Here is a 25,144-nt window from a genome sequence, read left to right on the forward strand (position 1 = left end):
TGACAATATATATACAATATTATATAACTCATTCTAACTCTCTTACCACTTTAAGTTTACGCACATTATTTTATCATCTCGTTTTCAAAAATAAGATGGGAGACGAGGCGTTAACTTATTCATAAGAGCTCAATTTATCTAACTAACGAGTACGTTATATTTTTCCTTTTTTATAAACTAAAAAAGAGGTGCATTATACACCTCTTTACATTTTAAATCAATTATGTTCTTTTTTAAAGAGCTTTTGTTTCTCTCTGCTTAATTTCGAAGCTACCAGTGCCTCGAGGAAGCTCGATGCTCTCACGCGTTTTCGCGTTTAAACCTTCTGCAATATATTCTGCAGCAACATTTGGATCAATACGATCCCCACAAGTATAAACATCGATACTTGCGTAACCGTGCTCCGGAAAGCTATGAATTGTTAAATGTGATTCCGAGATAATTACTACTCCACTTACACCTTGTGGTGCAAATTTATGGAAAGCCACCTCACGCACTTCAGCACCAGCTCTCAGTGCTGCATCCACAAATAATTGTTCAATATACGGCATGTCATTAAGCTTGTCGAAATCGCAATCCCAAAGTTCAGCGATCACGTGACGACCCATCGTATCCATAGTATCCATTCTACAGTTCCCCCTTGTAAATTTATTCTAACTGTTCGAATTGAAAACTAATTTGCAATTTGGCTTGCTCCACTACCACGGGGGAAAGTTAGTCCAGAGAGGTCCTAACCCTTTAAGTAGTGACTACGTACCTCAGCTCTTAAGTTTACGAGTGTTAGTATACTTTGTTTATTTTCATTTTGCAACAACAGTTTTTTCGATTTTCTGTCATATTTTCCTCTTTACTTTTCCCTAAAAAAAATAAATGATTCACAAATACAGTAATCACAACGTTTCGTGGTATGTCCACTTTCAAAAATATACTTATATAATTTTTTTCCTTTTCAGAAAAAAATAAAAAAAAGAGGGCAAATATTCAATTGCCCCCTCCCTTATTCACTTAAATATGTTGCACATTTTCTTGTTTCGCTAATTCGTCAACAACTAACGTTACAAGATCCACAACACGACGAGAGTAGCCCCACTCGTTATCATACCAAGCAAGTACTTTCACTTTACGATCACCCATTACCATTGTAGATAAACCATCAATGATAGCTGAGTGTGTATTTGTATTGAAGTCAATAGATACTAAAGGCTCTTCGCTGAATTCTACAATACCTTTTAATGCACCGTTTGCAACAGTTTTGAATGCTTCATTAATAGCTTCAACTGTCACATCACGTTTTACATCTACTACTAAGTCAACAAGAGACACATTTGGTGTTGGTACACGAAGTGCCATACCATGAAGTTTTCCGTTTAAGTGCGGAAGAACTTTTGCAAGCGCTTTCGCAGCACCTGTCGTTGTCGGAATAATTGATTGTCCGCAAGCACGCGCTCTTCTTAAATCTTTATGTGGGTTATCAATATTTTTTTGGTCATTTGTATAAGCGTGAACAGTTGTCATTAAACCGTTTTCAATTCCAAACTGCTCATCTAACACCTTAACAACAGGCGCTAAACAGTTTGTTGTGCAAGATGCATTTGAAATAACAGTATGTTTTGTAATATCTAATTGGTCTTCATTCACACCAACTACAATTGTTACATCTTCATTTTTACCAGGCGCTGTTAAAATAACTTTTTTCGCTCCAGCTTCAACATGAAGAATTGCTTTTTCTTTTGAATTAAATTTACCAGTTGCTTCAATTACAACTTCAACACCTAGATCTGTCCAAGGCAATTCCTTTGGATCGCGGTTGTTTAAAAGGCGAATCATTTTCCCATCAACTAATAAGTGATCTTCAAATGCTTCTACTGTTCCGTCAAACTTACCGTGAACTGTATCATATTTAATTAAATGTGCTAACGTTTCAGATGGATAGCTTGCATTGATTGCTACAATTTCGAATGCGCTTTCTTTTATTGCCTGACGAAATACCATTCTCCCAATACGTCCAAATCCATTAATTGCCACACGAGTCATAATATGTTATCCCCCTTGAATGCGTTATACTATTTATCTCCAATCCCAATAATAGTATAACACAAAAAGGGGATATGTCACTAAGCATTTTCATTAATTTCACAATTTTTTAGTCAATAATGTTCCAATTCTTTAAAATCACCTGTAATTGTGTTTTCGTTCCCATAATTGTGCCATCATTATTTATCACTTCATCTGCATTCTTCACTTTTTCTTCTAACGGCATTTGAGATTGAATACGCGCCGTTGCTTCTTCTTCTGAAAAATTATTTCGTTTCATTAAACGTTCTAATTGCGTATGTGGCTTAACTGCTACAACTAAAACACGATCAACGAGACTTGTTAATTTCCCTTCAAACAGAAGAGGAATATCTAACACAACCGCTTGCATGCCTTCCTTTATGTACATTTCCTTTTGCATATTCATTTCCTCACGCACTGCAGGATGAACAATTTTATTTAACTGCAATCGTTTTTCTTCATTATAGAAAACGACACCTCCTAATTTCGGCCGGTCCAGTTCTCCATCTTCTTGTAATACTTCCGTTCCAAACACTTCTACTATTTTGTTATATGCTGGTTTTCCTCGCTCTACAACTTCTCTCGCAATAATATCTGCATCAATAACTGGTATACTCAGTTCACGAAACATGTCTGATACCGTACTTTTCCCGCTTGCAATGCCTCCTGTTAATCCAATTACTACTGTCATCATAATCCTCCTCACAATATAAAAGGCGCGAAACTAATGTTCCACGCCCATACTTACATTTTCCAAATTCCAATAATAATGAGTAATACCCCAGGCAGGAATGTAAATTTTTGTAACCATTTCATATTTGATAAAACCGTTCCAAGTTTCATTCCAATAAATAAAAACAAAGAACTCATAACCGCAACTAACATCGCCATCATAGCAGGTGCATACCCTAATAAAGATGCACCAATTCCAGCACCGAACGAATCTATAGAAAGAGCGATACCAAGAAGTAGCGCTTCTCCTGCAGAAATGGTGCCTGATTTATCAAAATCTGCAACAGTCGGTTTCCGTAAAATTTGAATCACTAGCCCGAGCGAAGCAATTTCTAATTTCCATACCTTCTCCTCTTGCTTCGGTTCTTCTTTCTTCTCACTTCGAAAAAATTGGTATAATACCCAAATTCCTATTCCAATAAGAACAAGCCCACCGATACGCGTTGCGATAACAGGTGAAAATACTTTCGCGATCATATGTCCAATTCCCATGGAAACAAGCATAACAGCCGCTGAACACATTCCGATAATTATAATAGATCTTAGTGGAATTCTTACGCTTCTTAAACCATATGTTAGCCCTACACTACAGCTATCTAAGCTTAATGTAAAAGCTAATAAAATAAGAGATAAATAAAGGTACATCGGTAAGCTCCTCCCTTATACATAGCTCTGCTGTATGTATATGACAAATGCCTATCCGATGTTATCTCTTTTCTATATTCTTGGCTGACAAATTGGGCAGTAATGCGTTCCTCTTCCGCCAACAACTGTTTTTTCTAATATGGTACCGCAAGTTACACACGGTTCTCCCTTTTTTCCGTATACATTTAGAAGTTCTTGGAACGAACCAATTTGCCCTTGCGAGTTGATATACGTTCGAATTGTACTTCCGCCACGCTTCACTGCTTCGCCTAGCGTTGTAACAGTCGCCTCGTAAATTCGTTCAATTTCTTCTGCTGTTAAAGACGATGCTTCTCGTTCCGGATGAATTTGAGAGCGGAATAAAACTTCATCTACATATATATTTCCAAGCCCTACTAAAAGACGCTGGTCTAATAATACAACTTTGATTTTACGATTGGTCTTTTGCAATCTTTCTTGTAAATACTGCGGTGTCAATTCAGCATCAAACGGCTCCGGACCTAAGTCAGCAAGAGGCATTTGATTCAACTCTTCACCTTTCTTAAAGAGATGCATCGTACCAAACTTTCTCACATCTTTATAATGTAATTCAGTTCCATCTGTAAATAAGAAACGGACGTGCGTATGCTTATCAATTGGTTCACCCTCTTGATGCAGTAAAAACTTACCTTCCATACGCAAGTGTGAAACAATAACATAATTCGTTACATATAAAAGCAAAAACTTTCCTCTTCGCTTTATATTTTCAATCTTCTCGCCTCTTAGCATTTCTTTAAAGATTTCTGCATCATCCGGTCGTTTTACTATTTTCGGATACGTAACAATGACATCTTCAATCGTTTTTCCTGTTACAAGATTTTCAAGTGTCCGTCTGACGTTTTCAACCTCTGGTAATTCAGGCATCTCATCACTTCCTTATTTTGCGTCGTACCAAGTTGGACCGTAAGAAGAATCAACTTTCAGCGGAACTGCAAGTTCAATCGCATGCTCCATTACTTCTGGTACAAGCTTCTCTAATTTTTCAATTTCTTCTTGTGGTGCTTCAAATATCAATTCATCGTGTACTTGCAGAAGAAGACGCGCTTGTAATCCTTCTTCTTCTAAACGATCTGCCATAATAATCATCGCTTTTTTAATGATATCTGCTGCAGTACCTTGAATTGGTGTATTCATAGCTGTACGCTCAGCAAAACTACGTAAATTGAAATTACGACTCGTAATTTCCGGAATATAACGGCGGCGATTTAATAATGTAGCCACATATCCTTTTTGTTTCGCATCTTTTACGATGTCGTCCATGTATTCTTGTACACCAGGGAAGCTTTCTAAATACTTTTCAATAAATTCCGCTGCTGCTTTTCTTGTAATTCCTAAGTTTTGTGAAAGACCATAATCACTAATACCATACACAATTCCGAAGTTAACAGCCTTCGCTTGTCGTCTCATATTTGAAGTTACTTCATCTTTTTCAACGCCAAATACATCCATAGCTGTTTTCGTATGAATATCCATGTCATGTTGGAACGCGTCCACTAGCCCTTTATCATTTGCAATATGAGCTAATACGCGAAGTTCAATTTGTGAATAATCTGCCGCATACATAATCCATCCTTCTTCTGATGGAACGAATGCCTGACGAATCTTTCTTCCTTCTTCTAATCGAATCGGGATATTTTGCAAGTTCGGATCCGTTGAACTTAATCGACCTGTTTGTGTTAATACTTGATTGAAACGAGTATGGATTTTAGATGAATCTTCATGTACAACTTTTAATAAACCTTCGATATAAGTTGAATTTAGTTTCCCTAATTGACGATAATGTAAAATGTTTGGAATGATTTCATGGCGATCCATAAGCTTTTCTAGTACATCAGCTGACGTAGAATAACCTGTTTTCGTCTTTTTAATAACCGGTAAGTTTAAGTTCTCAAACAGAATAACACCAAGCTGCTTCGGTGAATTAATATTAAATTCTGTTCCCGCAAGCTTATAAATTTCCTGTTCCATTTCCTTTAATCTACCCGCAAGTTCTTCTCCCATATTACGAAGACGCTCCGTATCAACTTTTACACCTTTTACTTCCATATCAGCTAATACACGCGCAAGTGGTAATTCTAACTCTGTAAACAGTTCATATTGCTCATTCTTTTGTAACTCTTCTACGAATGTTTGCTTTACATCATATAATACGTGCACTTTACGAGCTACATGCTCCGCTACTACTTCTAGCTCTGGAACCGCACGCTTTGCACCTTTTCCGTAAACTTCTTCATCGGATTTCACGGCATGCGTTTCTTTCATTTTCGCTACAGTACGGAAATCTTTATCCGTATCAGCTGGGTCAAGTAAATAAGCAGCGATTAATAGATCAAAGTCAATCCCTTGCATATCTATATCATTCCATTTAAGTGCCACGATCGCACGCTTCGCATCAAATGTGTGCTTTCTCATTTCTCCATCTGCAAGCCACGCTTTGAAAGCATCCGATGCAAATGCAATGTCCTTCTGAATAAAGTAACAGCCATTTTCATTTTGAATACCAAAACCTTGAATGTCCGCTTTATGATAGTTATCTTCTTGCACTTCAACAATAAGCGCACTATCTTGCTGAAGCATTTCTTCTGTAACTTCTTCCACAATATCAAATGTAATATCATCTAATTCAGCTGGAGCCGTTTCTTCTGGCGTGACACCTAATTTATTTAAAAGAGATGTAAATCCTAAATTCTCGAACATTGGAATGACATCACTTGCTTCATACCCTTTATACTCCATATCATCCACATGTACTGTAATCGGCGCATCTGTAATAATCGTTGCAAGATCTTTACTCATAAGAGCTTGGTCTTTATTTGCTTCCAGTTTTTCTTTTAATTTCTTTCCGCTTACTTGCTCTATGTTTTCATACACTTCTTCAACCGTTCCAAACTGTGTTAACAATTTAATCGCAGTTTTTTCACCAACTCCTGGTACCCCTGGAATATTATCTGATTGGTCTCCCATTAAACCTTTCATATCGATAATTTGCTTTGGTGATAAGCTGTATTTCTCAAATAAGGCTTCTTTCGTATATTCATCTACTTCCGTAATCCCTTTTCGAGGAATACATACGAGTGTATTATCTGAAACAAGTTGCAGTAAGTCTTTATCTCCTGAAATAACTTTTACATGAAACCCTTGTTCACTCGCTTCTTTCGCTAGCGTTCCCATAATGTCATCCGCTTCATAATTTTCTAATTCATAACGCGGTACGTTGAATGCATCAAGCATCTCACGAATAAACGGGAATTGCTCTGACAATTCAGGTGGAGTCTTTTGACGTCCTCCTTTATAATCACTATACGTTTTATGACGGAACGTTGTTTTACCCGCATCAAACGCTACTAACATATGCGTCGGTTTTTCTTCCTCTAATATTCTCATTAACATCATTGTAAAACCGTAAATTGCGTTCGTATGTATACCTTTGTCGTTATTTAAAAGCGGTAGTGCAAAGAAAGCACGATACGCGATATTATTACCATCTACTAATACGACCTTTTTTTCCAAAACAGAAACCTCCCCATACAAATTTGAAATGATTTTTTTCACAGAAAAAAACCGTTCCTTTCCTCTCTCTATATTAACATGACTAATAGAGAGAAGAAAAATAACGGCTATTTTCTATTATATATACAAACGTTTACTAATATAAAAGGGAAGTGACGAGAACAGCATAACTATTCTCGTCCAAAATTACTCCTTGGATGAAGGGGTTTTCATGTATTATATTAACAGAGCTTTATTAATATTTAATTAAGCCATTGTTAATATATTGTAAACATCCTTCATCCTATTTTTCAGTTGCTGATTTTGGTAAAACAACTGTAAATGTTGTCCCTTCCCCAACTTCACTATCCACTGTAATCGTACCGTGATGCGCCTCAACTAAATGCTTTACAATTGATAACCCAAGGCCTGTACCACCAGTATTTCTACTTCTCGCTTTATCCACCCGGTAAAAGCGTTCAAAAATACGCGGAATTTCATCTTTACTAATACCAATTCCCGTATCTGATACTTTTATATAAGCATTATATTTATCTTCTGCTAATTCTACAGAAACAACGCCTCCAGCCGGCGTATATACGATTGCGTTATTCATTAAATTAATAAAGATTTGCTTCAAACGACTTGGATCTCCAATGACTGAGACTCCTTTTAGCGCATTTACTTGTAAAGAAATTTCTTTTTCTCCTGCTTTATTATCAAGCACCATATGAATGTCTTCAAGAAGTCCCTTCATATCAACGGTCCCCATACTCAATTTAAATCCTTGTTGCTCAATCTTTGATAAATCTAATAAATCTTCAATTAACCCTTGCATGCGTTCACTTTCTTTTAAAATAATGTGCAAGAAATGTTCGCAGAATTTTTTATTATCCATCGCACCGTCCAAGAGCGTTTCTGAAAAACCTTTAATAGAAGTAATTGGTGTCTTTAGTTCATGAGAAACATTCGCTAAAAAGTCTTTTCTCATTTGTTCTAATTTCTTTAGCTCAGTAATGTCATGGAATACAAGGACAATCCCTTTCCATTCATGGTTCGTCCCGATAATCGGTGCTCCATATACTTCGAAATGCTTTCGCTCAATTCCAAGCGGCAATAACATTTGTTTACGCACTTTCACTTCTGTCATAAAGATTTCTTCCACTAGCTCTATAATTTCTGTATGATGAAACGACTCATAATATAAACGATCTAAATATTCTTCATCTGTTACGTGGAAAGTCTCCTTATACGAACGGTTTACAAGGTTTATATAACCGCGGCTATCAATTAAAATCATTCCGCTGCCCATATTTTCAATTAGCGTATGCAGACGATCTTGTTGCATTTCTTGCTCAAGTGTCATCTCTTGTAAATTACGAGCTAAAATATTAATCGCTTTACTCAGCATTCCTGTTTCATCCGAATGACTTTCATAAGCGCGTGCTTTATAATTTCCCTTCGCTAATTCGATAGCCACTTTCGTAACGGATTCAATCGGCCTAATATATTGCCCTGTAATTTTCATACCTAAAAATACGACTACAAGACAAGCGATAACAAATCCGATAATTAATAATCCCCACGTTTTTTGATGAACAGCTTTCAAAGGCTCAATTGTACTTTTCACCAAAATATACCCTTGTTTCCCTGCCACATCTTGAACGAACACAGCATGGTAAAATTCATTATTCTGATCTGTTTCTTTCGTAATGACTTTATTTCTTTGCTTCGTTGTTTCAGAAGTAAGTTCTTTAATTATCCCTTGGCTAAACGCAGACTGCTCTCCGCCGCTATATTGCACTTTCTTTTTTTCATCTACAAATGCAATAGAAGCCTGTATTTTTTCTTCTAACTTTTCAAATACATATGGATTTTTTAAAACATCATCAAAACCCTGTTCTTCTGCTAATACCGCAACATACTCTGTCTCTTTTACCATTCTCTCTTTGGCATGTTCTATATAGTAGTTTTCAAACACAGTTTCCAGTAATAAACCTAGTCCAACTAAAATAAAAACAATAAGAGAAACAAATGTAAAAAGAAGCCTGGAACGAAATTTATTCATCCCCTTTTGGCTCCTCTAATTTATATCCTAAACCACGTATCGTTTTAATGTACGTCGGTTTTTTCGTATTTTGTTCAATTTTATCGCGCAAATGGCTAATATGAACATCAACAATTCGTGTATCACCAGCAAAATCATAGTTCCATACAGCACTTAATAATTGATCACGTGTCAACACGCGACTTTTATTTTTCGCAAGATAAACAAGTAGTTCAAATTCTTTTGGTGTTAATTCAAGCTTTCTTCCTTGGAAATAAGCCTCATAAAATTCCGGCAAAATTTTAAGTTCAGCAATTGTGATGCTCTCTTCATCTGATGTTTCTTTAACTTGTTCTTCTTGTTGCAATTTCGTGCGGCGCAAAATTGCCTTCACACGCGCAACAACTTCCCTCGGGCTAAACGGCTTCGTCATATAATCATCTGCCCCAAGTTCAAGACCTAGCACCTTATCAAATTCATCATCTTTTGCTGTTAACATTAAAATCGGCGTCATAACGCGCTGCAATCGTAATTCTTTACACACTTCCATACCATCCATTTTTGGAAGCATTAAATCTAATATAATTAAATCTGGGCGTTCTGTTGTCGCCTTTTGAAGCGCCATTTCTCCATCCATCGCTGTTATCACTTCAAACCCAGCTTGTTGTAGATTAAATTCAATTAAAGTTAAGATAAACTCCTCATCATCAACTACTAAAATACGATTGTTCATTCTTTTCCTCCAAGTTATAGACTTGAAACCTTCTTCATCCTAGTATTTTCCCCGTTATTCTCATCATACTAGAAAACAAGGTCCCTCTCAATATAATTGTCTATACATGGAGCTCATTTGTACTATCATTATTCCTAAAAACAATTATACTCGGCTTAATTAATTTGTTATTATCCATACTTTATACACTTTTATATCGTTATTAAACTCCACATTCGTATAAATATTAAATTCTCGATTTTGCGCTAAAAAAAAGCAAGAGCATACGCTATTTTATAGTCTAGTGTTTCATATCCATCAAATACTCTTCCGTACATTTCATTCGCGACCGCGTCTGCCCACACTTCAGCTTCTCTCATCGTTTCAAAGATAACGTCTTCTTTTTTCCACCTCATCTTAAAAAACCACTCCTTCAATTGACTTCAATTATCAAATCACGATATAGTAAATATTGTTAATCTAAAAATCCTGATATAAAAGATAAGGAGACTCTATTATGCGACTAGTGCTACCTATTCTATCTTTAATAGTAACGTGCATTCTTACATTCAACGCCCCAAGCTGGGACACGATTAAAACAGGTTGTTCCGATTTCGCCGAAGGATTCACACAAGGATTCTTCAACTAAAAATAGCGCTAGCCCCCTTATAGAAAGGTATGCTAGCGCTATTCATATTTTCATGTTTTAAAAATTATCTAATGCTTTTTCCATAATAGAAACTGATTTAAAAGGTGGCGTTACTGTTAAAGAGCCCTTTACAACCGTTTCTCCTTTTTCATCATGGGCAGATACAAGCATATCAATTGTATGTTCCTCCTCGGAAACAGCCACAACTTCAAAGTGGATTTGTAACGTTTCATAATGGTGAACATGCTTCACGAACGTAAGGTCCTTCCTTGTAATATGACTACCTGGACCTGGTAAATATTTCGTAACTGCCGTTGTAATCATTCCCGTTAGCATAATGCTTGGTACAATCGGCTTTTCATACGGAGTTTGGGATGCGTAATCATGCTGAATATATAATGGATTGGCATCATTTGTTAACCCTAAGTACAATAACAAATCTTTATCCTCAATTTTTTCAGTGATAGATAATTTCTCTCCTACTGTAATTTCATCCATTCTACGACCAATTTGAACTTTTTTCTTTAACATGTTACAACCCCCTCCGATTTTTCCACCTTATTATCCTACTAAAACCGATACCTAATCCGAAATTTACTATGATGAGGGCAATGTATAGTATAAATCTATAGTTTCATTATAGGATACACCAAATGATAGCGTTTTCATATTATTTCAAAAAAACATTTGAATAAATAGTAGAAAAAGATTCGGGGCCCCGAATCTTTTTCCGCTTATATTTAATTATCAAACAAGAACCTTCATAACATTACGTACAGATTCTACAGAGCGATCTAACGCTTCTCTTTCATCTGCAAGAAGTTCTAATTCAATAATTTTTTCAATTCCGTTACCACCTAGAATTACTGGTACCCCTAAGTAAAGGTCGCTATAACCATATTCACCTTCAAGGTACGCAATAGCCGGTAATACACGGCGTTGATCTTTTAAGATTGCTTCTGTCATTTCAACTAAAGAAGCAGCTGGTGCGTAATATGCACTACCGTTTCCTAATAAGCCTACAATCTCGCCGCCACCTTTACGGGTACGTTCTACAATTGCTTCTAAACGCTCTTTCGGAATTAACGTTTCTAACGGAATGCCACCTGCATAAGAATAACGTACAAGAGGTACCATATCGTCACCGTGACCACCAAGAACAAATCCTGTAATGTCTTTCACAGAAAGATTTAATTCTTGTGCAATAAATGTACGGAAACGAGCTGTATCTAATACGCCCGATTGACCGATAACACGCTCTTTCGGGAATCCTGCTTCTTTAAATACAGAATATGTCATTGCATCAACTGGATTTGTTAATACAAGAATAATCGCATTTGGTGAATGTTTTGCAATGTCGCGCGTAATACTTTTCATAATTTTAGAGTTTGTTGCTACTAAGTCATCACGGCTCATACCAGGCTTACGTGCAATACCTGCTGTAATAACGACAACGTCAGAATCAGCAGTATCTGCGTAATCAGATGTTCCAATAATGTTAGCATCAAAACCTTGTACTGGGCTCGCTTCTAACATATCTAACGCTTTCCCTTTTGTTGGATTTTCCAGTTGTGGAATATCCACTAATACAACATCTGCAAGTTCTTTTTGTGCTAATAAGAATGCTGTTGTTGCTCCTGTAAATCCTGCACCGATGACTGAAACTTTCTTGCGTTTGATTGTCATAATTTACCCCCCGCTTTAATTATGCGTTTTTGATTATCGCTACATCCATGTTTTTAATAAGTTCATTAGCGAACTCAGAACATTTCACTTCTGTTGCACCTTCCATTAAGCGTGCGAAATCATAAGTTACTACTTTTGAAGCAATTGTGTTCTCAACAGAAGCAGTTACTAATTTCGCAGCTTCGTTCCATCCTAAGTGCTCTAATAATAATACACCAGAAAGAAGAACTGAAGATGGGTTTACTTTGTCTAAACCTGCATATTTTGGAGCTGTACCGTGTGTAGCTTCAAAGATAGCATGTCCAGTCACATAGTTAATGTTTGCACCAGGTGCAATACCAATTCCACCTACTTGTGCAGCAAGTGCATCAGAGATATAGTCTCCGTTTAAGTTCATTGTTGCAACAACATCGAACTCACGTGGACGAGTTAAAATTTGTTGTAAGAAGATGTCTGCAATAGAATCTTTTACGATGATTTTTCCAGCCACTTCAGCGTCTGCCATCGCTTTATTCGCTGCATCTTTACCATCTTTCTCAACGATACGGTCATATTCAGCCCAAGTAAATACTTTGTCGCCGAATTCTTGTTCCGCTACTTCGTAACCCCAGTTTTTGAAAGCACCTTCTGTAAATTTCATAATGTTTCCTTTATGAACTAATGTAACAGAAGAACGTTTTTCGTTAATTGCATATTGAATTGCAGCACGAACAAGACGCTTTGTCCCTTCTTCTGAGATTGGTTTAATACCAATACCAGATGTTTCTGGGAAGCGGATTTTATTAACACCCATTGCTTCTTTTAAGAAAGCAAGAACTTTTTCTGCTTCTGGAGATCCTTGTGCATATTCAATTCCAGCATAAATGTCTTCTGTATTCTCACGGAAAATAACCATATCAGTATCTTCCGGACGTTTTACAGGTGAAGGAACACCTTCAAAATAACGAACTGGACGTAGACATACATATAAATCTAATTCTTGACGAAGTGCTACGTTTAGAGAACGAATACCACCGCCAACTGGAGTTGTAAGTGGACCTTTAATCGCGATTAAATATTCACGAATTAAATTTAAAGTTTCTTCTGGTAACCACTCGCCTGTTTGGTTGAATGCTTTTTCCCCTGCAAGCACTTCTTTCCAAACGATTTTCTTCTCACCATCATAAGCTTTTTCAACTGCTGCTTCTAGTACACGAGATGCAGCTGCCCAAATATCAGGACCAATTCCATCTCCTTCGATAAATGGAATAATCGGATTGTTTGGTACATTCATAACACCGTTAGTTACAGTAATTTTTTCACCTGTCGTCAATGTGATAACCCCCATGTTTGAAATTTCATATGTATGAAACTGAGGGAATAACCCCTCAGTTCAAACCGTTATTCAAATTAAAATATTCTAATCATTACGTCTTTCCGAAAAAATCAGACTTTTGAAAGCGTATTTTCACTATCAAAATAGTGTTTTTCGCTTATCGTTGTGCAATTGGAACATACACTTGATGTGTTGGTCCATTATAATCAGCACGTGGACGGATTAAACGGTTGTTTTCATATTGTTCTAGAATATGAGCTAACCAGCCTGACATACGGCTAATTGCAAAAATAGGTGTAAATAAGTCATGGTCAATTCCTAAACAATGGTATACAGAAGCTGAATAGAAATCAACATTTGGTGGAAGACCTTTTTCTTTTGTTACAATGTCTTCAATTTTGATAGACATATTATACCATTTGTCTTCTCCTAAAAGCACGCATAATCTCTTGGACATTTCGCGTAAATGTTTCGCACGTGGATCACCCTGCTCATATACACGGTGGCCAAAGCCCATGATTTTCACTTTATTTTGAAGAGCATTATGAATATATGATTCTACATTTTCTTCTTCGCCAATTTCAGTTAACATCTTCATTACATTTTCATTTGCCCCGCCGTGAAGAGGACCTTTTAACGCACCGATTGCTGCCGTAATACCAGAATATACATCTGACAGTGTAGCTACACAAACACGTGCAGTAAATGTAGAAGCATTTAACTCATGATCTGCATGAAGTACAAGCGCCTTATCAAAAGCTTCAATTTCAACTTCATTTGGCTCGCGATCATTTAACATATACAAGAAGTTTGCAGCTAATGATAAATCGTTTCTAGGCTCAACAACATCTAAACCTTTACGAATTCTTGCATAAGCAGCAACTAAAGTTCCTACTTGAGCCTGCAATTTAACCGCTTTCAAATAATTGGAGTTTTCATCCATAATTTCAGCGCTCTCATCGTATAATGATAGCATGGAAATTGCAGTTCGTAAAACAGACATCGGATGTGCAATTTTTAAATCTACTTGTTTCAAATATGTTAAAATCTCACCTGGAACTTTATAGTATTCCGATACAGTTTCTTTAAATTTCGCTAGTTCTTGTTCATTAGGAAGCTTGCGATGCCATAATAAGTACACTACTTCTTCAAATGTAGCATTCTCAGCTAAATCATCAATATTATACCCAACATACGTTAATGTATCATCAATAATAGAGCTCACAGATGATGTTGTTGCTACTACCCCTTCTAAACCTCGAATAACAGTCATGACATTCTCTCCTTTTCCTGAAAATTCTCCCAACCTTGCTCCTTATATCTATTTGCTCCCCTTTTGAATTATGAACGCCCGTTCACTCTTTAGGCAAGCAAAATGCACGATCATGCAAATTTGTTGCGATGTTCCCCTCTTATGTCCATTGTTTACATGGAAAGCATGAGCGTGAATGTCTCCCCGAATCCTCACGCTCAAAACAACAAGTTAGTGAGGAAAATTAATTCCGAAGAGTTTTATGATAAAAACAACATAAAACAATATCATTATAAAATTGTTTTATGTTGTTTTTATTTTATCTGGTGTAAAGTCTCTGCTGTTATGTAACTTTTCAAAGTTTCTAATCCTATTATAAACAATTATCTGACTTTTGTGAACAGAAAGAATTCAAAAATTTTATATTACTATAAAATTCCTTATTTAAACATCTGTATAATACTCATAACTGCATAGGCAATTCCAGCCCCAATTAATGGACCTACAGCAACTCCATTAAATAAAGCAACCGCTATAATTGTACCGAAAACGAGCGCAGTTGTAATATGAGGATCCGTCGTCAATAATTGTACGCCGCCTTTCGCTAACAAAGCAACCGCTACCCCTGAAGCTAAAGCAATCCATGCGTAATACGATTTCGCCGCTTCTCCAAGTTGTTTAAAACCTATTTCCCCCGTCGCAATCGGTACGAGCACTGCTATTGTAATAACAGTAACACCAAGGTTAATCCCTTTCGTTTGTAGATAAGGAAAGACTTTGTCTCCTAAAAACGTAAATTTCAATAAAAACAACACACCAATAGCTACAGTAAGCGATTGGTTTTTCGCAATAAGTCCTATAATAAGTAGTATGAATAAAAATAACGTTGACTGACTAATCATGTTTGCACTTCCTTTCTGAAAATAATGAACTCATTTCCAAACAAAAATACCTTTAAACCTATCGTTATACATGCTATATCGATGTATATGCAACAATAATCACTTCATTTTTTATGTATTTTAAAATGACTAACTGAGACTTTCACCATCAAAAAATTTAAGCGTGTATACATTTTTAAAAACGGTCGTCTCTCCTTTCTTTTCTAATAAGAAACAGGTAAAATAAAAAGAAGAGAAAATGAAGTTTTTACCATATAGTAGAAGCATCAACACCAAGCTTTTACAGTCACTCATGCACTGAAAAAGCAGGAAAAATCCATCATTCCACTATAACATAAAGTGAAACTTTAATCAGTGGCGACACACTCGTTATAAGTTGAACGAATTAGGATAATCCAAATTGGAATGGGAGGTATACATCTTTGAACCGAAACTTACTATATATAATATTGCGACTCATATTTGTCATTGTAGCAACGGTAGCCGGGTTCTATGCATTACTATATATGTCAGGACTTATCTACCCTTTTATTATCGCTTTCGCATTTGCTTATTTGATTAATCCTGTCGTCAATTTCCTTAATCAAAAACTACAATTTCCTCGCGCACTAGCAGTACTCGTTAGCTTAATTCTCGTATTCGGAGCTATCGTCGGACTCGTTACATATCTTGTAACAGAAGCAATATCTGCCACAACATACTTACTACAACTTGTTACAGTAAAGTTTCCAGATATCGTTGCATTCGCGCAACAATTTGCACTTAATCATATTATGCCTCTCTATGATGATTTAATTTCTAAATTTAATCACCTTGGAGAACCACAGCGCTATACGATTACACAAAACATTCAAAACTTAGGAACCGAAGCAACGACACAAATGAAAGAACTTTTAACTGCTATTATAAGCGGGTTAACAAATTTCATTAGTGCATTACCAACAACTTTGACTGTTCTTGTATTCGTTTTATTAGCCACTTTCTTCATTAGTTACGATTGGCACCGTCTTGCTCAGAAAGTAAGAAAATTTTTGCCAAATCGTGTTCATGGCTATGGAAAAACTATTTTTGTTGATTTAAGAAAAGCTTTATTTGGTTTTGTTAAAGCTCAACTTACACTCGTATCTATGACAACTGTTATCGTACTAATCGGACTGTTAATATTACGCGTACCATACGCCATTACTATCGCGATTATTACAGGGGTTGTAGATTTACTCCCGTATCTAGGAACAGGCGCCGTCTTCGTTCCTTGGGTTATATACGTATTTTTCACTGGCGACACTGCTTTCGCCATCGGTCTTCTCATCTTATACATCGTCGTGATTGTCCAAAGACAAATTATGGAGCCTAAAGTACTTTCTTCTAATATCGGCCTCGATCCATTAGCAACACTGATTGCTCTATTTGTCGGCTTTAAACTCTTTGGCTTTTTAGGATTAATCATCGGTCCAGTCACCTTAGTACTACTTAATACATTGCACAAAGCTCGTGTATTCCATGATTTGTGGAAATATATTAAAGGCTCACCTTCAAAATAATAGTTTCTAATTCATATACAACAAAAACTTACATGTAATCAGTGGGAATTTCCCACTGATTATTCCTTGTACTTATTTTTCATACTCATTACATCCAACAAGAGAATTGCACCCAAAAAGGATCATTCTCTTGTTTTTTTGTATAAAAAACGCATATTCCGAGGTCTTTTTACATATTTATTCTATTATTTTTATAATTATTACTTACATTTATTACTTTTTATGTAAATGAATAAATATACAAAATAGCGTGGAATGAGACTTAAACTAATAACTTCCCTACTCGTATCTAACTTTTTCGATGGCAATTGATTCTTTTTATATACAAAAACAAGTTTGAGTTCACATTTTTTCCTTGCAGCACACTCATTAAAAGCTACCAACTCCCCAAATCACATATCCAATAACAAAACACATAGCGAATACAATAAAGTAAGTCAACAATTAATAAGAATTTTGCCCACCACCGATTATGAACTTTCATAAGCAGTCCGATTTCCACTTAACTCCTTCGCACTTACCAGATGTTAAGGTAGGATAAAGTGCATCTTTAATTAACTTAGCTTTAATCACCCTCCTCATCCTTTTGCGAGCAAAAAAAATAGTGCTTAGATCGCTATAATCTAAGCACTATTTCTGAACAATAATAGTAGAGTTCTTTCTAAACTTCCATTCCATCCATTTCATAACAAATGGCTTCAATAAAGCCCTCGTCACAGGGATAACAAAGATCAAACCTATTATATCCGTTACATATCCAGGAAGTACCAAAAGAATACCTCCTACAAAGATAAAAATACCATCGAGTACTGCCGCTCCTGGCATTTCTCCTCTATTCAACTTAGATTGAATCTCTCCAAGTACTTTAAATCCTTGTCTTTTCGCCAAATAGACACCTACAACACCCGTAAATACAATCATAGCGAACGTAGACCATAAACCTATTACATGACTCGATCCAATTAAGACTGTAATCTCAATCGCGGGTATTAAAATAAACAAGAATAGTAACCACTTCATAGTTCTACACTCCTCTCATATACCATCACTTTAAACGCCCTCACAACGCTCATATACACCATATAAAAGCTGAACAGATTTCATATATCAAACCTCATAATAAATAGCTTTTAAAAGCAATTTCAGACGTCTCAAGCTAGTTATACCTCATTTTGTGTAAAAAAAAGAGAAGGACTCCGATCCTTCTCTCCGTATTACTTATAGCACTTCCGCATGTCCATTATAAACAATTCCGCGTGCCGCATCAACTGTTACTTCTTGGCCATTTTTTAAAGTTGCTGTTACGCCGTTTACACCAACGATAACAGGAATACCGATTGATACACCTACAACAGCCGCGTGGCTTGTTAGGCCGCCTTCTTCTACAACTAGAGCAGCAGCTTTTTCAATTGCAGGAATCATATCTTTATCAGTGCTTGTTGTAACAAGGATATCACCTTTGTTTACGTTCGCTACAGCTTCAGCAGCTGTTTTCGCTACAACTACTTTACCTTTTGCAGCTTTACGACCGATTCCTTGTCCTTTTGCAACTTCTTCACCAACAACGTGGATTTTCATTAAGTTTGTTGTACCTGTTTCAGCAACTGGTACACCAGCAGTGATTACTACAGTGTCTCCAAGTCCAATTAGACCTGCATCCATACCTGTTTGAATTGCAGTATCTAACATTTCGTCAGTAGACGCTGCACGTTTTCCAGCCATAAATGCTTGTACACCCCAAACAAGTGCAAGACGACGTCCTACTTGCTCGTCAGATGTTACAGCTACGATTGGAGATTTCGGACGGTATTTAGAGATCATTTTTGCAGTATATCCACTTTCTGTTGGAGCTACGATTGCAGCTACATCAAGAGCAAGTGCTGTATGCGCAACAGATTGGCTAATTGCATCTGTAATTGTTGGAGTGAACTCTTTAATACGTTTTTTGAACATATCTTCATACTGTAATGATTTTTCAACACGTACCGCAATGTTAGCCATCATTGTTACTGCTTCTACTGGGTATTGACCAGCAGCTGTTTCACCTGAAAGCATGATTGCATCTGTACCATCAAAGATTGCATTAGCTACGTCACTTGCTTCCGCACGAGTTGGACGTGGGTTACGTTGCATAGAATCTAACATTTGTGTCGCAGTAATAACTGGTTTACCTAACACGTTACATTTTTTGATTAGACGTTTTTGTACTAATGGCACTTCTTCTGGTGGAATTTCTACACCCATATCACCACGAGCTACCATTAAACCGTCAGAAACTTCTAAGATTGAATCGATGTTATCGATACCCTCTTGGTTTTCAATTTTTGGTACGATTTGGATGTATTGAGCTTTATGTTCTTCTAATAATTCACGGATTTCTAATACGTCAGATGCTTTACGTACGAATGAAGCTGCGATGAAATCAACTTTTTGCTCGATACCGAAAACGATATCTTTTACGTCTTTTTCAGTGATACCAGGAAGCTTAATGCTTACGTTTGGTACGTTAACACCTTTTTTATTTTTTACAGTTCCGCTGTTAAGAACTTTTGTACGGATGTTTCCGTCAGCCTTTTCGATTACTTCTAGTTCGATAAGACCGTCATCGATTAGAATACGAGAACCTGGGTCTACATCGTCATAAAGACCAGCATAAGATACAGAGAACTTCTCTGCAGTACCTAATACTTGCTCAGTAGAAAGAACTACTTCTGCACCTGTTACAAGCTCAGCTTGTCCGTCTACGAAGTCGTGAGTACGGATTTCTGGACCTTTTGTATCAAGTAAGATACCAACTGTTTTACCAGTTTTCTTTGAAGCTTCACGAATATTTTTAATACGAGCACCGTGCTCTTCATGGCTACCATGAGAGAAGTTTAAACGAGCAACGTTCATACCCGCTTCGATTAATTGTTCTAATTTCTCAATACTTTCACTAGCAGGACCTATAGTACATACAATTTTAGTTTTACGCATATTGCACCTCCGAAAATTATGAAACCGTTCCCAAATATCCGACATTAAGCCGATTAGATGGATAATTCTTTAGATAATTGATACATATCTTTATCGATTGTATGCTTTTGAGCTAACGCTTCGATAATGTCATGATCAACAAGTTTATTATCTTGAATACCTACACAACGTCCACCTTTACCAGCAATTAATAATTCAACTGCTCTTGCGCCAAGACGACTTGCTAATACACGGTCTTGTGCACTTGGTGATCCACCACGTTGTACGTGACCTAACACAGTTACACGAGTATCAAAGTTTGTTGCTTCTTCAATATGCTTACCGATGTCAATTGCACTTCCAACACCTTCAGCCACAATGATAATACTGTGTTTTTTACCACGTTCACTACCACGCTTCAGACGAGCAATAACATCTTCCATGTCATACTCTTCTTCTGGAATTAAAATTGTTTCAGCACCATCAGCTAAACCAGCCCATAATGCGATATCTCCAGCATGACGTCCCATTACTTCGATAACATATGTACGTTCATGAGATGTAGCTGTGTCACGAATTTTATCAATCGCATCAATAACAGTATTTAAAGCTGTATCGAAACCAATTGTGAAGTCTGTTCCAGGAATATCATTGTCGATTGTACCTGGTACACCAACACATGGGAATCCTTGTTCAGTTAATTTTTTAGCACCTTGGTAAGAACCATCTCCACCAATAACAACAAGTCCTTCGATACCGTGTTTCTTTAATTGCTCGATACCTTTTAGTCGTACTTCTGGATCTTTAAACTCAGGACATCTTGCTGTATATAATTTTGTACCACCACGGTGGATAATATCGCCAACAGAACCAAGTTCTAATTTTTCAATATGACCAGAAATTAAACCAGCGTATCCATGGTAAATACCATATACTTCAATATCATGGAAAATCGCTTTACGAACAACTGCACGAATGGCAGCATTCATACCAGGTGAATCTCCACCACTTGTTAATACACCAATACGTTTCATTTGTACTCACCTCATAAAGATTATTTGCCTTATAATAAAATAACACGAAAAAATATAAAAACACAATGGAGAAGATGTGTCTTTTCATAATAAAAACGTGCATTCGCGAAGAGGAACGCACGCTTTTATTATTTTATCCCAATGGAAGCGTTTGAAAACGAAACTTGCCCAATTTTCATATATTTTTCATAACGTTTTTCGATTAATTCATCTTTCGAAATTCCACTTAATTGTTCAAAAGTTTTCTTAAGCATTAAATCTATATTTTCTGATTGTTTTAAAATATTACGATGTGCTCCGCCTTTTGCCTCTGGAATGATTTCGTCAATTACACCTAATTCTTTCAAATCTAATGCTGTAATTTTCATCGCTTCTGCAGCTTCTTTTGCTTTACCAGCGTCTTTCCAAAGAATTGCTGCCGCACCCTCTGGTGTAATAACAGAATACGTGGAATTTTCCAGCATATGAATGTAATCTCCTACTCCAAGGCCTAACGCACCACCACTACCACCTTCACCGATAACAATACAAATAACAGGTACAGTTAAACCCGCCATTTCAAATAAATTACGGGCGATCGCTTCACTTTGTCCACGTTCTTCAGCTGCTTTCCCAGGATAAGCTCCCTTCGTATCGATGAAACAAATAATAGGACGATTAAACTTTTCCGCTTGTTTCATTAGACGCAATGCTTTTCGATATCCTTCTGGATGAGGCATCCCAAAATTACGACGAATATTTTCTTTCGTATCTTTTCCGCGTTGATGCCCAATTACAGTTACTGGCATCCCCTTATATTTCGCAATGCCGCCGACAATCGCTGCATCGTCGCCAAATAGGCGATCTCCATGACATTCAAAAAAATTAGTAAATAAGTGCTCAATATAATCGAGCGTTGTCGGTCGTTCTGCATGACGAGCAATTTGAACACGGTCCCATACTTTCATATTGCCGTATATATCTTCCTCTAATTTTTCTAACTTGTCTTCCAAAATACGAATCTCCTCGCTGAAGTCCATCTGGCTGTTTTTCGTATAGTCTTTCAGTTCACGAATCTTATTTCTTAGCTCAACAACTGGTTTCTCAAATTCTAGCTCTGCCATACAGCCATTTCCCCTCCTTGATGAACTTCTAAAATCTTACGGAGCGATTCTCTCATATCATCACGATGCACCACCGCATCTAATTGACCGTGCTCTAATAAAAATTCTGCCGTTTGGAAATCTTCCGGTAGTTTCTCACGCACTGTTTGTTCAATTACACGTCTACCAGCAAATCCGATAAGTGCACCTGGCTCTGCAAGATTGTAATCACCAAGTGAAGCGAAACTCGCTGAAACCCCGCCCGTCGTTGGGTGAGTCATAACAGAAATAAATAATCCTCCTGCATTACTATGCTTTTTCAAAGCTACGCTTGTTTTTGCCATTTGCATTAAACTTAATATCCCTTCTTGCATACGAGCACCACCCGACGCAGTAAAGATAATAAATGGAACTTGTAAGTCGTATGCTTTTTCAACTGCACGGGCAATTTTCTCTCCTACAACAGAGCCCATGCTGCCCATTCGAAAACGAGAATCCATTACTGCAACAACAACAAGCATGTCATCAATTGTTCCTTCACCAGTTACAACCGCTTCGTTCAATTCAGTCTTCTTACGATCGCTCTCTAGTTTCTCTTCGTATCCTGGAAACTCGAGTGGATTTAATGAAACCATTTCTTTGTCATACTCACGGAATGACCCTTCGTCCAATATACTATCAAGACGTTCCCATGCATTCATAGGATGATGATATCCACAATTCACACATACTTTTAAGTTTTTTAGAACCTCTTTCGTATACATGATTTTTTTACATTTCGGACATTTTGTCATAACGCCATCCGGTACATCTTTTCGTACTTGTTCTGAAGGTATTGCAGCGTACTTTTTCTTTTTCACGAATAAATCTCTTAGCACAATTTGACCCCCTTCGTTGAGAGCTAAGGTTAGCGCAAGAAGAAAATTGGGCTAACACCAAAGTTTGATGTTAGCCTTATCTTCTCAATCTGTCTAATAACCTCACTCTTTACGTTTAACTTTAACCGCTACGCGATAGAATGTTTGTCATAACGTGTCATGGTCATTTCGACAAATTTTATACATTACGAGTGAAACTGTATGTTCTCTACTAATTCATCGTAAATTTTTAGTGCATCATTTTCTTGTTTTTCTTCCAAAGTAGCATAAAGCTTTCTATACATATCGATAGTATCTCCTGAAACTTTACAAGAAAGAGTTGATACGTAATCATTTACGATCATCCAAATGCGATAAAGTAAATAATTATCGACTTGTTCAATAAGTGTTTTAAAGAACGTTTGATGAAGCATTGGAATTGAGTTTTCATTTTCTTCAAGTACTTTGTGTAATTTACTTAGCACTTTAGAAAACGTTTCTTTCGGTAAATTACATACAATTCGAATCATATCTTTCTCAAGCAATCGTTTTGTTTGTAATAAATCACGAATTGTTTTCTCATCTTGCAGCAAGAATGGCGCAATCAATTGTACAAGACCGTTATCGTAAAAGTTTCGAATAAACGTCCCTTCACCACGTCTCGTTTCAATCAATCCTACCAGTTCTAAAGCACGCAATGCTTCTCTTACAGAGGAACGCCCTACGTTTAAACGTGAACTTAACTCACGCTCAGACGGCAAACGATCCCCCGCCACCAATCCATCTTCTTCCATAATGGAACGGATTTTTTTTACAATTTCGAGATATACTTTTGTATTTGATGATGTCAATGGAAATTCCTCGCTTATTCTTTACCAATCAGCGCTAATTGTTTTGTTTTCTCAGCAATCTCATTTGGATCTACTTGACGGCGAGCTACTCCTGTCTCCATTGCAGCTTTCGCAACGTAAGCTGCCACTTGAGGCGCTACACGCGCGTCAAACGGTGCAGGAATGATATAGTCTGCATTCAACTCATCTTCTGCTACAAGCTCAGCAATGGCCTGTACAGCTGCCATCTTCATTTCTTCGTTAATTTGTGTCGCATGTACGTCAAGTGCACCACGGAAAATACCAGGGAACGCTAGTACATTATTTACTTGGTTTGCGAAGTCAGAACGACCCGTTCCAACAACAGCTGCGCCCGCTGCTTTTGCCAATTCTGGCATAATTTCTGGAACTGGATTCGCCATTGCAAAAATAATTGCATCGTCATTCATTGTACGAACCATCTCTTCTGTTAATGCACCTTCTGCAGATACACCAATGAATACGTCCGCACCTTGTACAACATCAGCTAAAGAACCTTCGATACGATTCTTATTTGTATATTTTGCAACTTCATCCTTCACAGGATTCATACCTGTAGGACGACCCTCATAGATCGCACCTTTACGGTCACACATAATAATGTCGCGTACACCATAGCGATATAAAAGTTTAATAATTGCAATACCTGCTGCACCTGCGCCATTTGCGACAACTTTAATGTCAGACATTTTCTTTCCAACTAATTTTAGCGCGTTCACAAGACCTGCTACTGTTACGATAGCTGTTCCGTGTTGATCATCATGGAAGATAGGAATATTTGTTTCTTTTTTCAAACGTTCTTCAATAATGAAGCAGTTTGGTGCTGCGATATCCTCTAAGTTAACGCCGCCAAAAGTTGGCTCCATTAATTTTACAGTTTCAACAATTTTATCTACATCGTTTGTATTTAAGGCAATTGGGAATGCATCTACACCAGCAAAGCTCTTGAATAATACAGCTTTACCTTCCATTACTGGAAGAGATGCTTCAGGTCCAATGTTACCAAGACCAAGTACAGCCGTTCCATCAGTCACAACTGCTACCATATTTCCCTTCATCGTATATTCATATACCTTACTTTTATCGTCATAAATTTCTTTACAAGGCTCTGCAACCCCTGGAGAATATGCAAGACTTAAATCTTTTGCATTTTCTACTTTTACTTTTGATACAGTTTCTAATTTTCCTTGATGCACTTTATGCATGTGAAGTGCTTCTTCACGAAGTGTTGACAAACTATCCACTCTCCTCAAATTATTCTAGCTGATATCAATTTCTCCAAG

The 25,144-nt window shown here is 37.0% G+C and carries 22 protein-coding genes and 1 pseudogene; 2 read left to right on the top strand and 21 right to left on the bottom strand.

Going from position 1 to position 25,144, the window contains the following annotated elements; translation table 11 throughout:
* Positions 1–233 precede the first annotated feature (233 nt).
* The 9 genes and pseudogenes from speD to MR115_RS09365 all read right to left on the bottom strand — a co-directional run bounded on the left by speD (position 234) and on the right by MR115_RS09365 (position 10,135).
* Positions 234–617, bottom strand: a complete 384-nt coding sequence (gene speD, locus MR115_RS09325) for an adenosylmethionine decarboxylase (protein ID WP_002003660.1) — start codon at positions 615–617, stop codon at positions 234–236.
* 388 nt (positions 618–1,005) lie between these two features.
* Positions 1,006–2,034 (bottom strand): glyceraldehyde-3-phosphate dehydrogenase, encoded by a 1,029-nt coding sequence (locus MR115_RS09330; protein WP_061677050.1) that lies wholly within the window; start codon positions 2,032–2,034, stop codon positions 1,006–1,008.
* A 109-nt stretch (positions 2,035–2,143) separates the two neighbouring features.
* Entirely contained in the window at positions 2,144–2,746 is a 603-nt protein-coding gene (gene coaE / locus MR115_RS09335) for a dephospho-CoA kinase (protein ID WP_097818349.1), read from the bottom strand.
* Between the two features lie 53 nt (positions 2,747–2,799).
* Positions 2,800–3,432: a sporulation membrane protein YtaF gene (gene ytaF, locus MR115_RS09340; protein WP_061677048.1), complete on the bottom strand. Its 633-nt coding sequence runs from the start codon at positions 3,430–3,432 to the stop codon at positions 2,800–2,802.
* 72 nt (positions 3,433–3,504) lie between these two features.
* The gene (gene mutM / locus MR115_RS09345) at positions 3,505–4,335 is read right to left on the bottom strand and encodes a DNA-formamidopyrimidine glycosylase (RefSeq protein WP_061677047.1); all 831 of its coding nucleotides are present in this window, start codon (positions 4,333–4,335) and stop codon (positions 3,505–3,507) included.
* A gap of 12 nt (positions 4,336–4,347) precedes the next feature.
* Positions 4,348–6,981, bottom strand: a complete 2,634-nt coding sequence (polA, locus tag MR115_RS09350; protein WP_142331671.1) for a DNA polymerase I — start codon at positions 6,979–6,981, stop codon at positions 4,348–4,350.
* Between the two features lie 283 nt (positions 6,982–7,264).
* Positions 7,265–9,028: a sensory box histidine kinase PhoR gene (gene phoR / locus MR115_RS09355; protein WP_098870219.1), complete on the bottom strand. Its 1,764-nt coding sequence runs from the start codon at positions 9,026–9,028 to the stop codon at positions 7,265–7,267.
* On the bottom strand, positions 9,021–9,740 hold the full coding sequence (phoP, locus tag MR115_RS09360; RefSeq protein ID WP_061677044.1) for a two-component system response regulator PhoP: 720 nt from the start codon (positions 9,738–9,740) through the stop codon (positions 9,021–9,023). Before phoP ends, phoR begins: the two co-directional genes overlap by 8 nt.
* A 159-nt stretch (positions 9,741–9,899) precedes the next feature.
* Positions 9,900–10,135: pseudogene (locus MR115_RS09365) on the bottom strand (hypothetical protein).
* Positions 10,136–10,236: 101 nt separating this feature from the next.
* On the opposite strand from MR115_RS09365, the gene MR115_RS29815 reads away from it, so the two are divergent.
* Positions 10,237–10,368 carry a hypothetical protein gene (locus MR115_RS29815; protein WP_001241581.1) on the top strand — a complete coding sequence of 44 codons (132 nt, stop codon included), beginning with the start codon at positions 10,237–10,239 and terminating at the stop codon, positions 10,366–10,368.
* A gap of 57 nt (positions 10,369–10,425) precedes the next feature.
* Here the strand turns inward: MR115_RS29815 and MR115_RS09370 are convergent, their stop codons facing one another.
* The 5 genes from MR115_RS09370 to MR115_RS09390 form a co-directional block, all read right to left on the bottom strand.
* Entirely contained in the window at positions 10,426–10,899 is a 474-nt protein-coding gene (locus MR115_RS09370; RefSeq protein WP_000914190.1) for a MaoC family dehydratase, read from the bottom strand.
* A gap of 216 nt (positions 10,900–11,115) precedes the next feature.
* The gene (gene mdh / locus MR115_RS09375) at positions 11,116–12,054 is read right to left on the bottom strand and encodes a malate dehydrogenase (RefSeq protein WP_061677042.1); all 939 of its coding nucleotides are present in this window, start codon (positions 12,052–12,054) and stop codon (positions 11,116–11,118) included.
* A gap of 19 nt (positions 12,055–12,073) precedes the next feature.
* Positions 12,074–13,366 (bottom strand): NADP-dependent isocitrate dehydrogenase, encoded by a 1,293-nt coding sequence (icd, locus tag MR115_RS09380; RefSeq protein ID WP_000206899.1) that lies wholly within the window; start codon positions 13,364–13,366, stop codon positions 12,074–12,076.
* A 160-nt stretch (positions 13,367–13,526) separates the two neighbouring features.
* The gene (gene citZ / locus MR115_RS09385; protein WP_170956880.1) at positions 13,527–14,675 is read right to left on the bottom strand and encodes a citrate synthase; all 1,149 of its coding nucleotides are present in this window, start codon (positions 14,673–14,675) and stop codon (positions 13,527–13,529) included.
* 386 nt (positions 14,676–15,061) lie between these two features.
* Entirely contained in the window at positions 15,062–15,523 is a 462-nt protein-coding gene (locus tag MR115_RS09390) for a DUF441 domain-containing protein (protein ID WP_000625507.1), read from the bottom strand.
* Positions 15,524–15,945: 422 nt separating this feature from the next.
* Here MR115_RS09390 and ytvI point away from each other — a divergent pair, with 422 nt between their 5' ends.
* Positions 15,946–17,064, top strand: a complete 1,119-nt coding sequence (gene ytvI / locus MR115_RS09395; protein WP_097818354.1) for a sporulation integral membrane protein YtvI — start codon at positions 15,946–15,948, stop codon at positions 17,062–17,064.
* A gap of 630 nt (positions 17,065–17,694) precedes the next feature.
* On the opposite strand, the gene MR115_RS09400 is transcribed toward ytvI, so the two are convergent.
* The 7 genes from MR115_RS09400 to ystJ form a co-directional block, all read right to left on the bottom strand.
* On the bottom strand, positions 17,695–18,084 hold the full coding sequence (locus MR115_RS09400) for an FxsA family protein (RefSeq protein ID WP_097818355.1): 390 nt from the start codon (positions 18,082–18,084) through the stop codon (positions 17,695–17,697).
* A gap of 198 nt (positions 18,085–18,282) precedes the next feature.
* The gene (gene pyk, locus MR115_RS09405; protein WP_061677039.1) at positions 18,283–20,040 is read right to left on the bottom strand and encodes a pyruvate kinase; all 1,758 of its coding nucleotides are present in this window, start codon (positions 20,038–20,040) and stop codon (positions 18,283–18,285) included.
* 53 nt (positions 20,041–20,093) lie between these two features.
* Positions 20,094–21,053 carry a 6-phosphofructokinase gene (pfkA, locus tag MR115_RS09410; RefSeq protein WP_000821161.1) on the bottom strand — a complete coding sequence of 320 codons (960 nt, stop codon included), beginning with the start codon at positions 21,051–21,053 and terminating at the stop codon, positions 20,094–20,096.
* A gap of 128 nt (positions 21,054–21,181) precedes the next feature.
* A complete protein-coding gene (gene accA, locus MR115_RS09415) occupies positions 21,182–22,156 on the bottom strand; it encodes an acetyl-CoA carboxylase carboxyl transferase subunit alpha (protein WP_000818786.1) in 975 nt (324 codons plus the stop codon).
* On the bottom strand, positions 22,144–23,013 hold the full coding sequence (gene accD / locus MR115_RS09420; protein ID WP_000942872.1) for an acetyl-CoA carboxylase, carboxyltransferase subunit beta: 870 nt from the start codon (positions 23,011–23,013) through the stop codon (positions 22,144–22,146). Before accD ends, accA begins: the two co-directional genes overlap by 13 nt.
* A gap of 185 nt (positions 23,014–23,198) precedes the next feature.
* Entirely contained in the window at positions 23,199–23,843 is a 645-nt protein-coding gene (locus MR115_RS09425; protein ID WP_063262647.1) for a FadR/GntR family transcriptional regulator, read from the bottom strand.
* 14 nt (positions 23,844–23,857) lie between these two features.
* Positions 23,858–25,066: an NADP-dependent malic enzyme gene (ystJ, locus tag MR115_RS09430; RefSeq protein ID WP_168216092.1), complete on the bottom strand. Its 1,209-nt coding sequence runs from the start codon at positions 25,064–25,066 to the stop codon at positions 23,858–23,860.
* Positions 25,067–25,144: the final 78 nt, after the last annotated feature.

Source organism: Bacillus cereus group sp. BfR-BA-01309 (assembly GCF_022664315.1).
Taxonomy (GTDB): Bacteria; Bacillota; Bacilli; order Bacillales; family Bacillaceae_G; genus Bacillus_A; species Bacillus_A mobilis.

Bases quoted from the DNA above. Each gene is read 5' to 3' on its own strand.
- speD (WP_002003660.1), bottom strand. From the start codon at position 617: ATGGATACGATGGGTCGTCACGTGATCGCTGAACTTTGGGATTGCGAT.
- MR115_RS09330 (WP_061677050.1), bottom strand. From the start codon at position 2,034: ATGACTCGTGTGGCAATTAATGGATTTGGACGTATTGGGAGAATGGTA.
- coaE (WP_097818349.1), bottom strand. From the start codon at position 2,746: ATGACAGTAGTAATTGGATTAACAGGAGGCATTGCAAGCGGGAAAAGT.
- ytaF (WP_061677048.1), bottom strand. From the start codon at position 3,432: ATGTACCTTTATTTATCTCTTATTTTATTAGCTTTTACATTAAGCTTA.
- mutM (WP_061677047.1), bottom strand. From the start codon at position 4,335: ATGCCTGAATTACCAGAGGTTGAAAACGTCAGACGGACACTTGAAAAT.
- phoR (WP_098870219.1), bottom strand. From the start codon at position 9,028: ATGAATAAATTTCGTTCCAGGCTTCTTTTTACATTTGTTTCTCTTATT.
- phoP (WP_061677044.1), bottom strand. From the start codon at position 9,740: ATGAACAATCGTATTTTAGTAGTTGATGATGAGGAGTTTATCTTAACT.
- MR115_RS29815 (WP_001241581.1), top strand. From the start codon at position 10,237: ATGCGACTAGTGCTACCTATTCTATCTTTAATAGTAACGTGCATTCTT.
- MR115_RS09370 (WP_000914190.1), bottom strand. From the start codon at position 10,899: ATGTTAAAGAAAAAAGTTCAAATTGGTCGTAGAATGGATGAAATTACA.
- mdh (WP_061677042.1), bottom strand. From the start codon at position 12,054: ATGACAATCAAACGCAAGAAAGTTTCAGTCATCGGTGCAGGATTTACA.
- MR115_RS09390 (WP_000625507.1), bottom strand. From the start codon at position 15,523: ATGATTAGTCAGTCAACGTTATTTTTATTCATACTACTTATTATAGGA.
- MR115_RS09400 (WP_097818355.1), bottom strand. From the start codon at position 18,084: ATGAAGTGGTTACTATTCTTGTTTATTTTAATACCCGCGATTGAGATT.
- pyk (WP_061677039.1), bottom strand. From the start codon at position 20,040: ATGCGTAAAACTAAAATTGTATGTACTATAGGTCCTGCTAGTGAAAGT.
- pfkA (WP_000821161.1), bottom strand. From the start codon at position 21,053: ATGAAACGTATTGGTGTATTAACAAGTGGTGGAGATTCACCTGGTATG.
- accA (WP_000818786.1), bottom strand. From the start codon at position 22,156: ATGGCAGAGCTAGAATTTGAGAAACCAGTTGTTGAGCTAAGAAATAAG.
- ystJ (WP_168216092.1), bottom strand. From the start codon at position 25,066: ATGCATAAAGTGCATCAAGGAAAATTAGAAACTGTATCAAAAGTAAAA.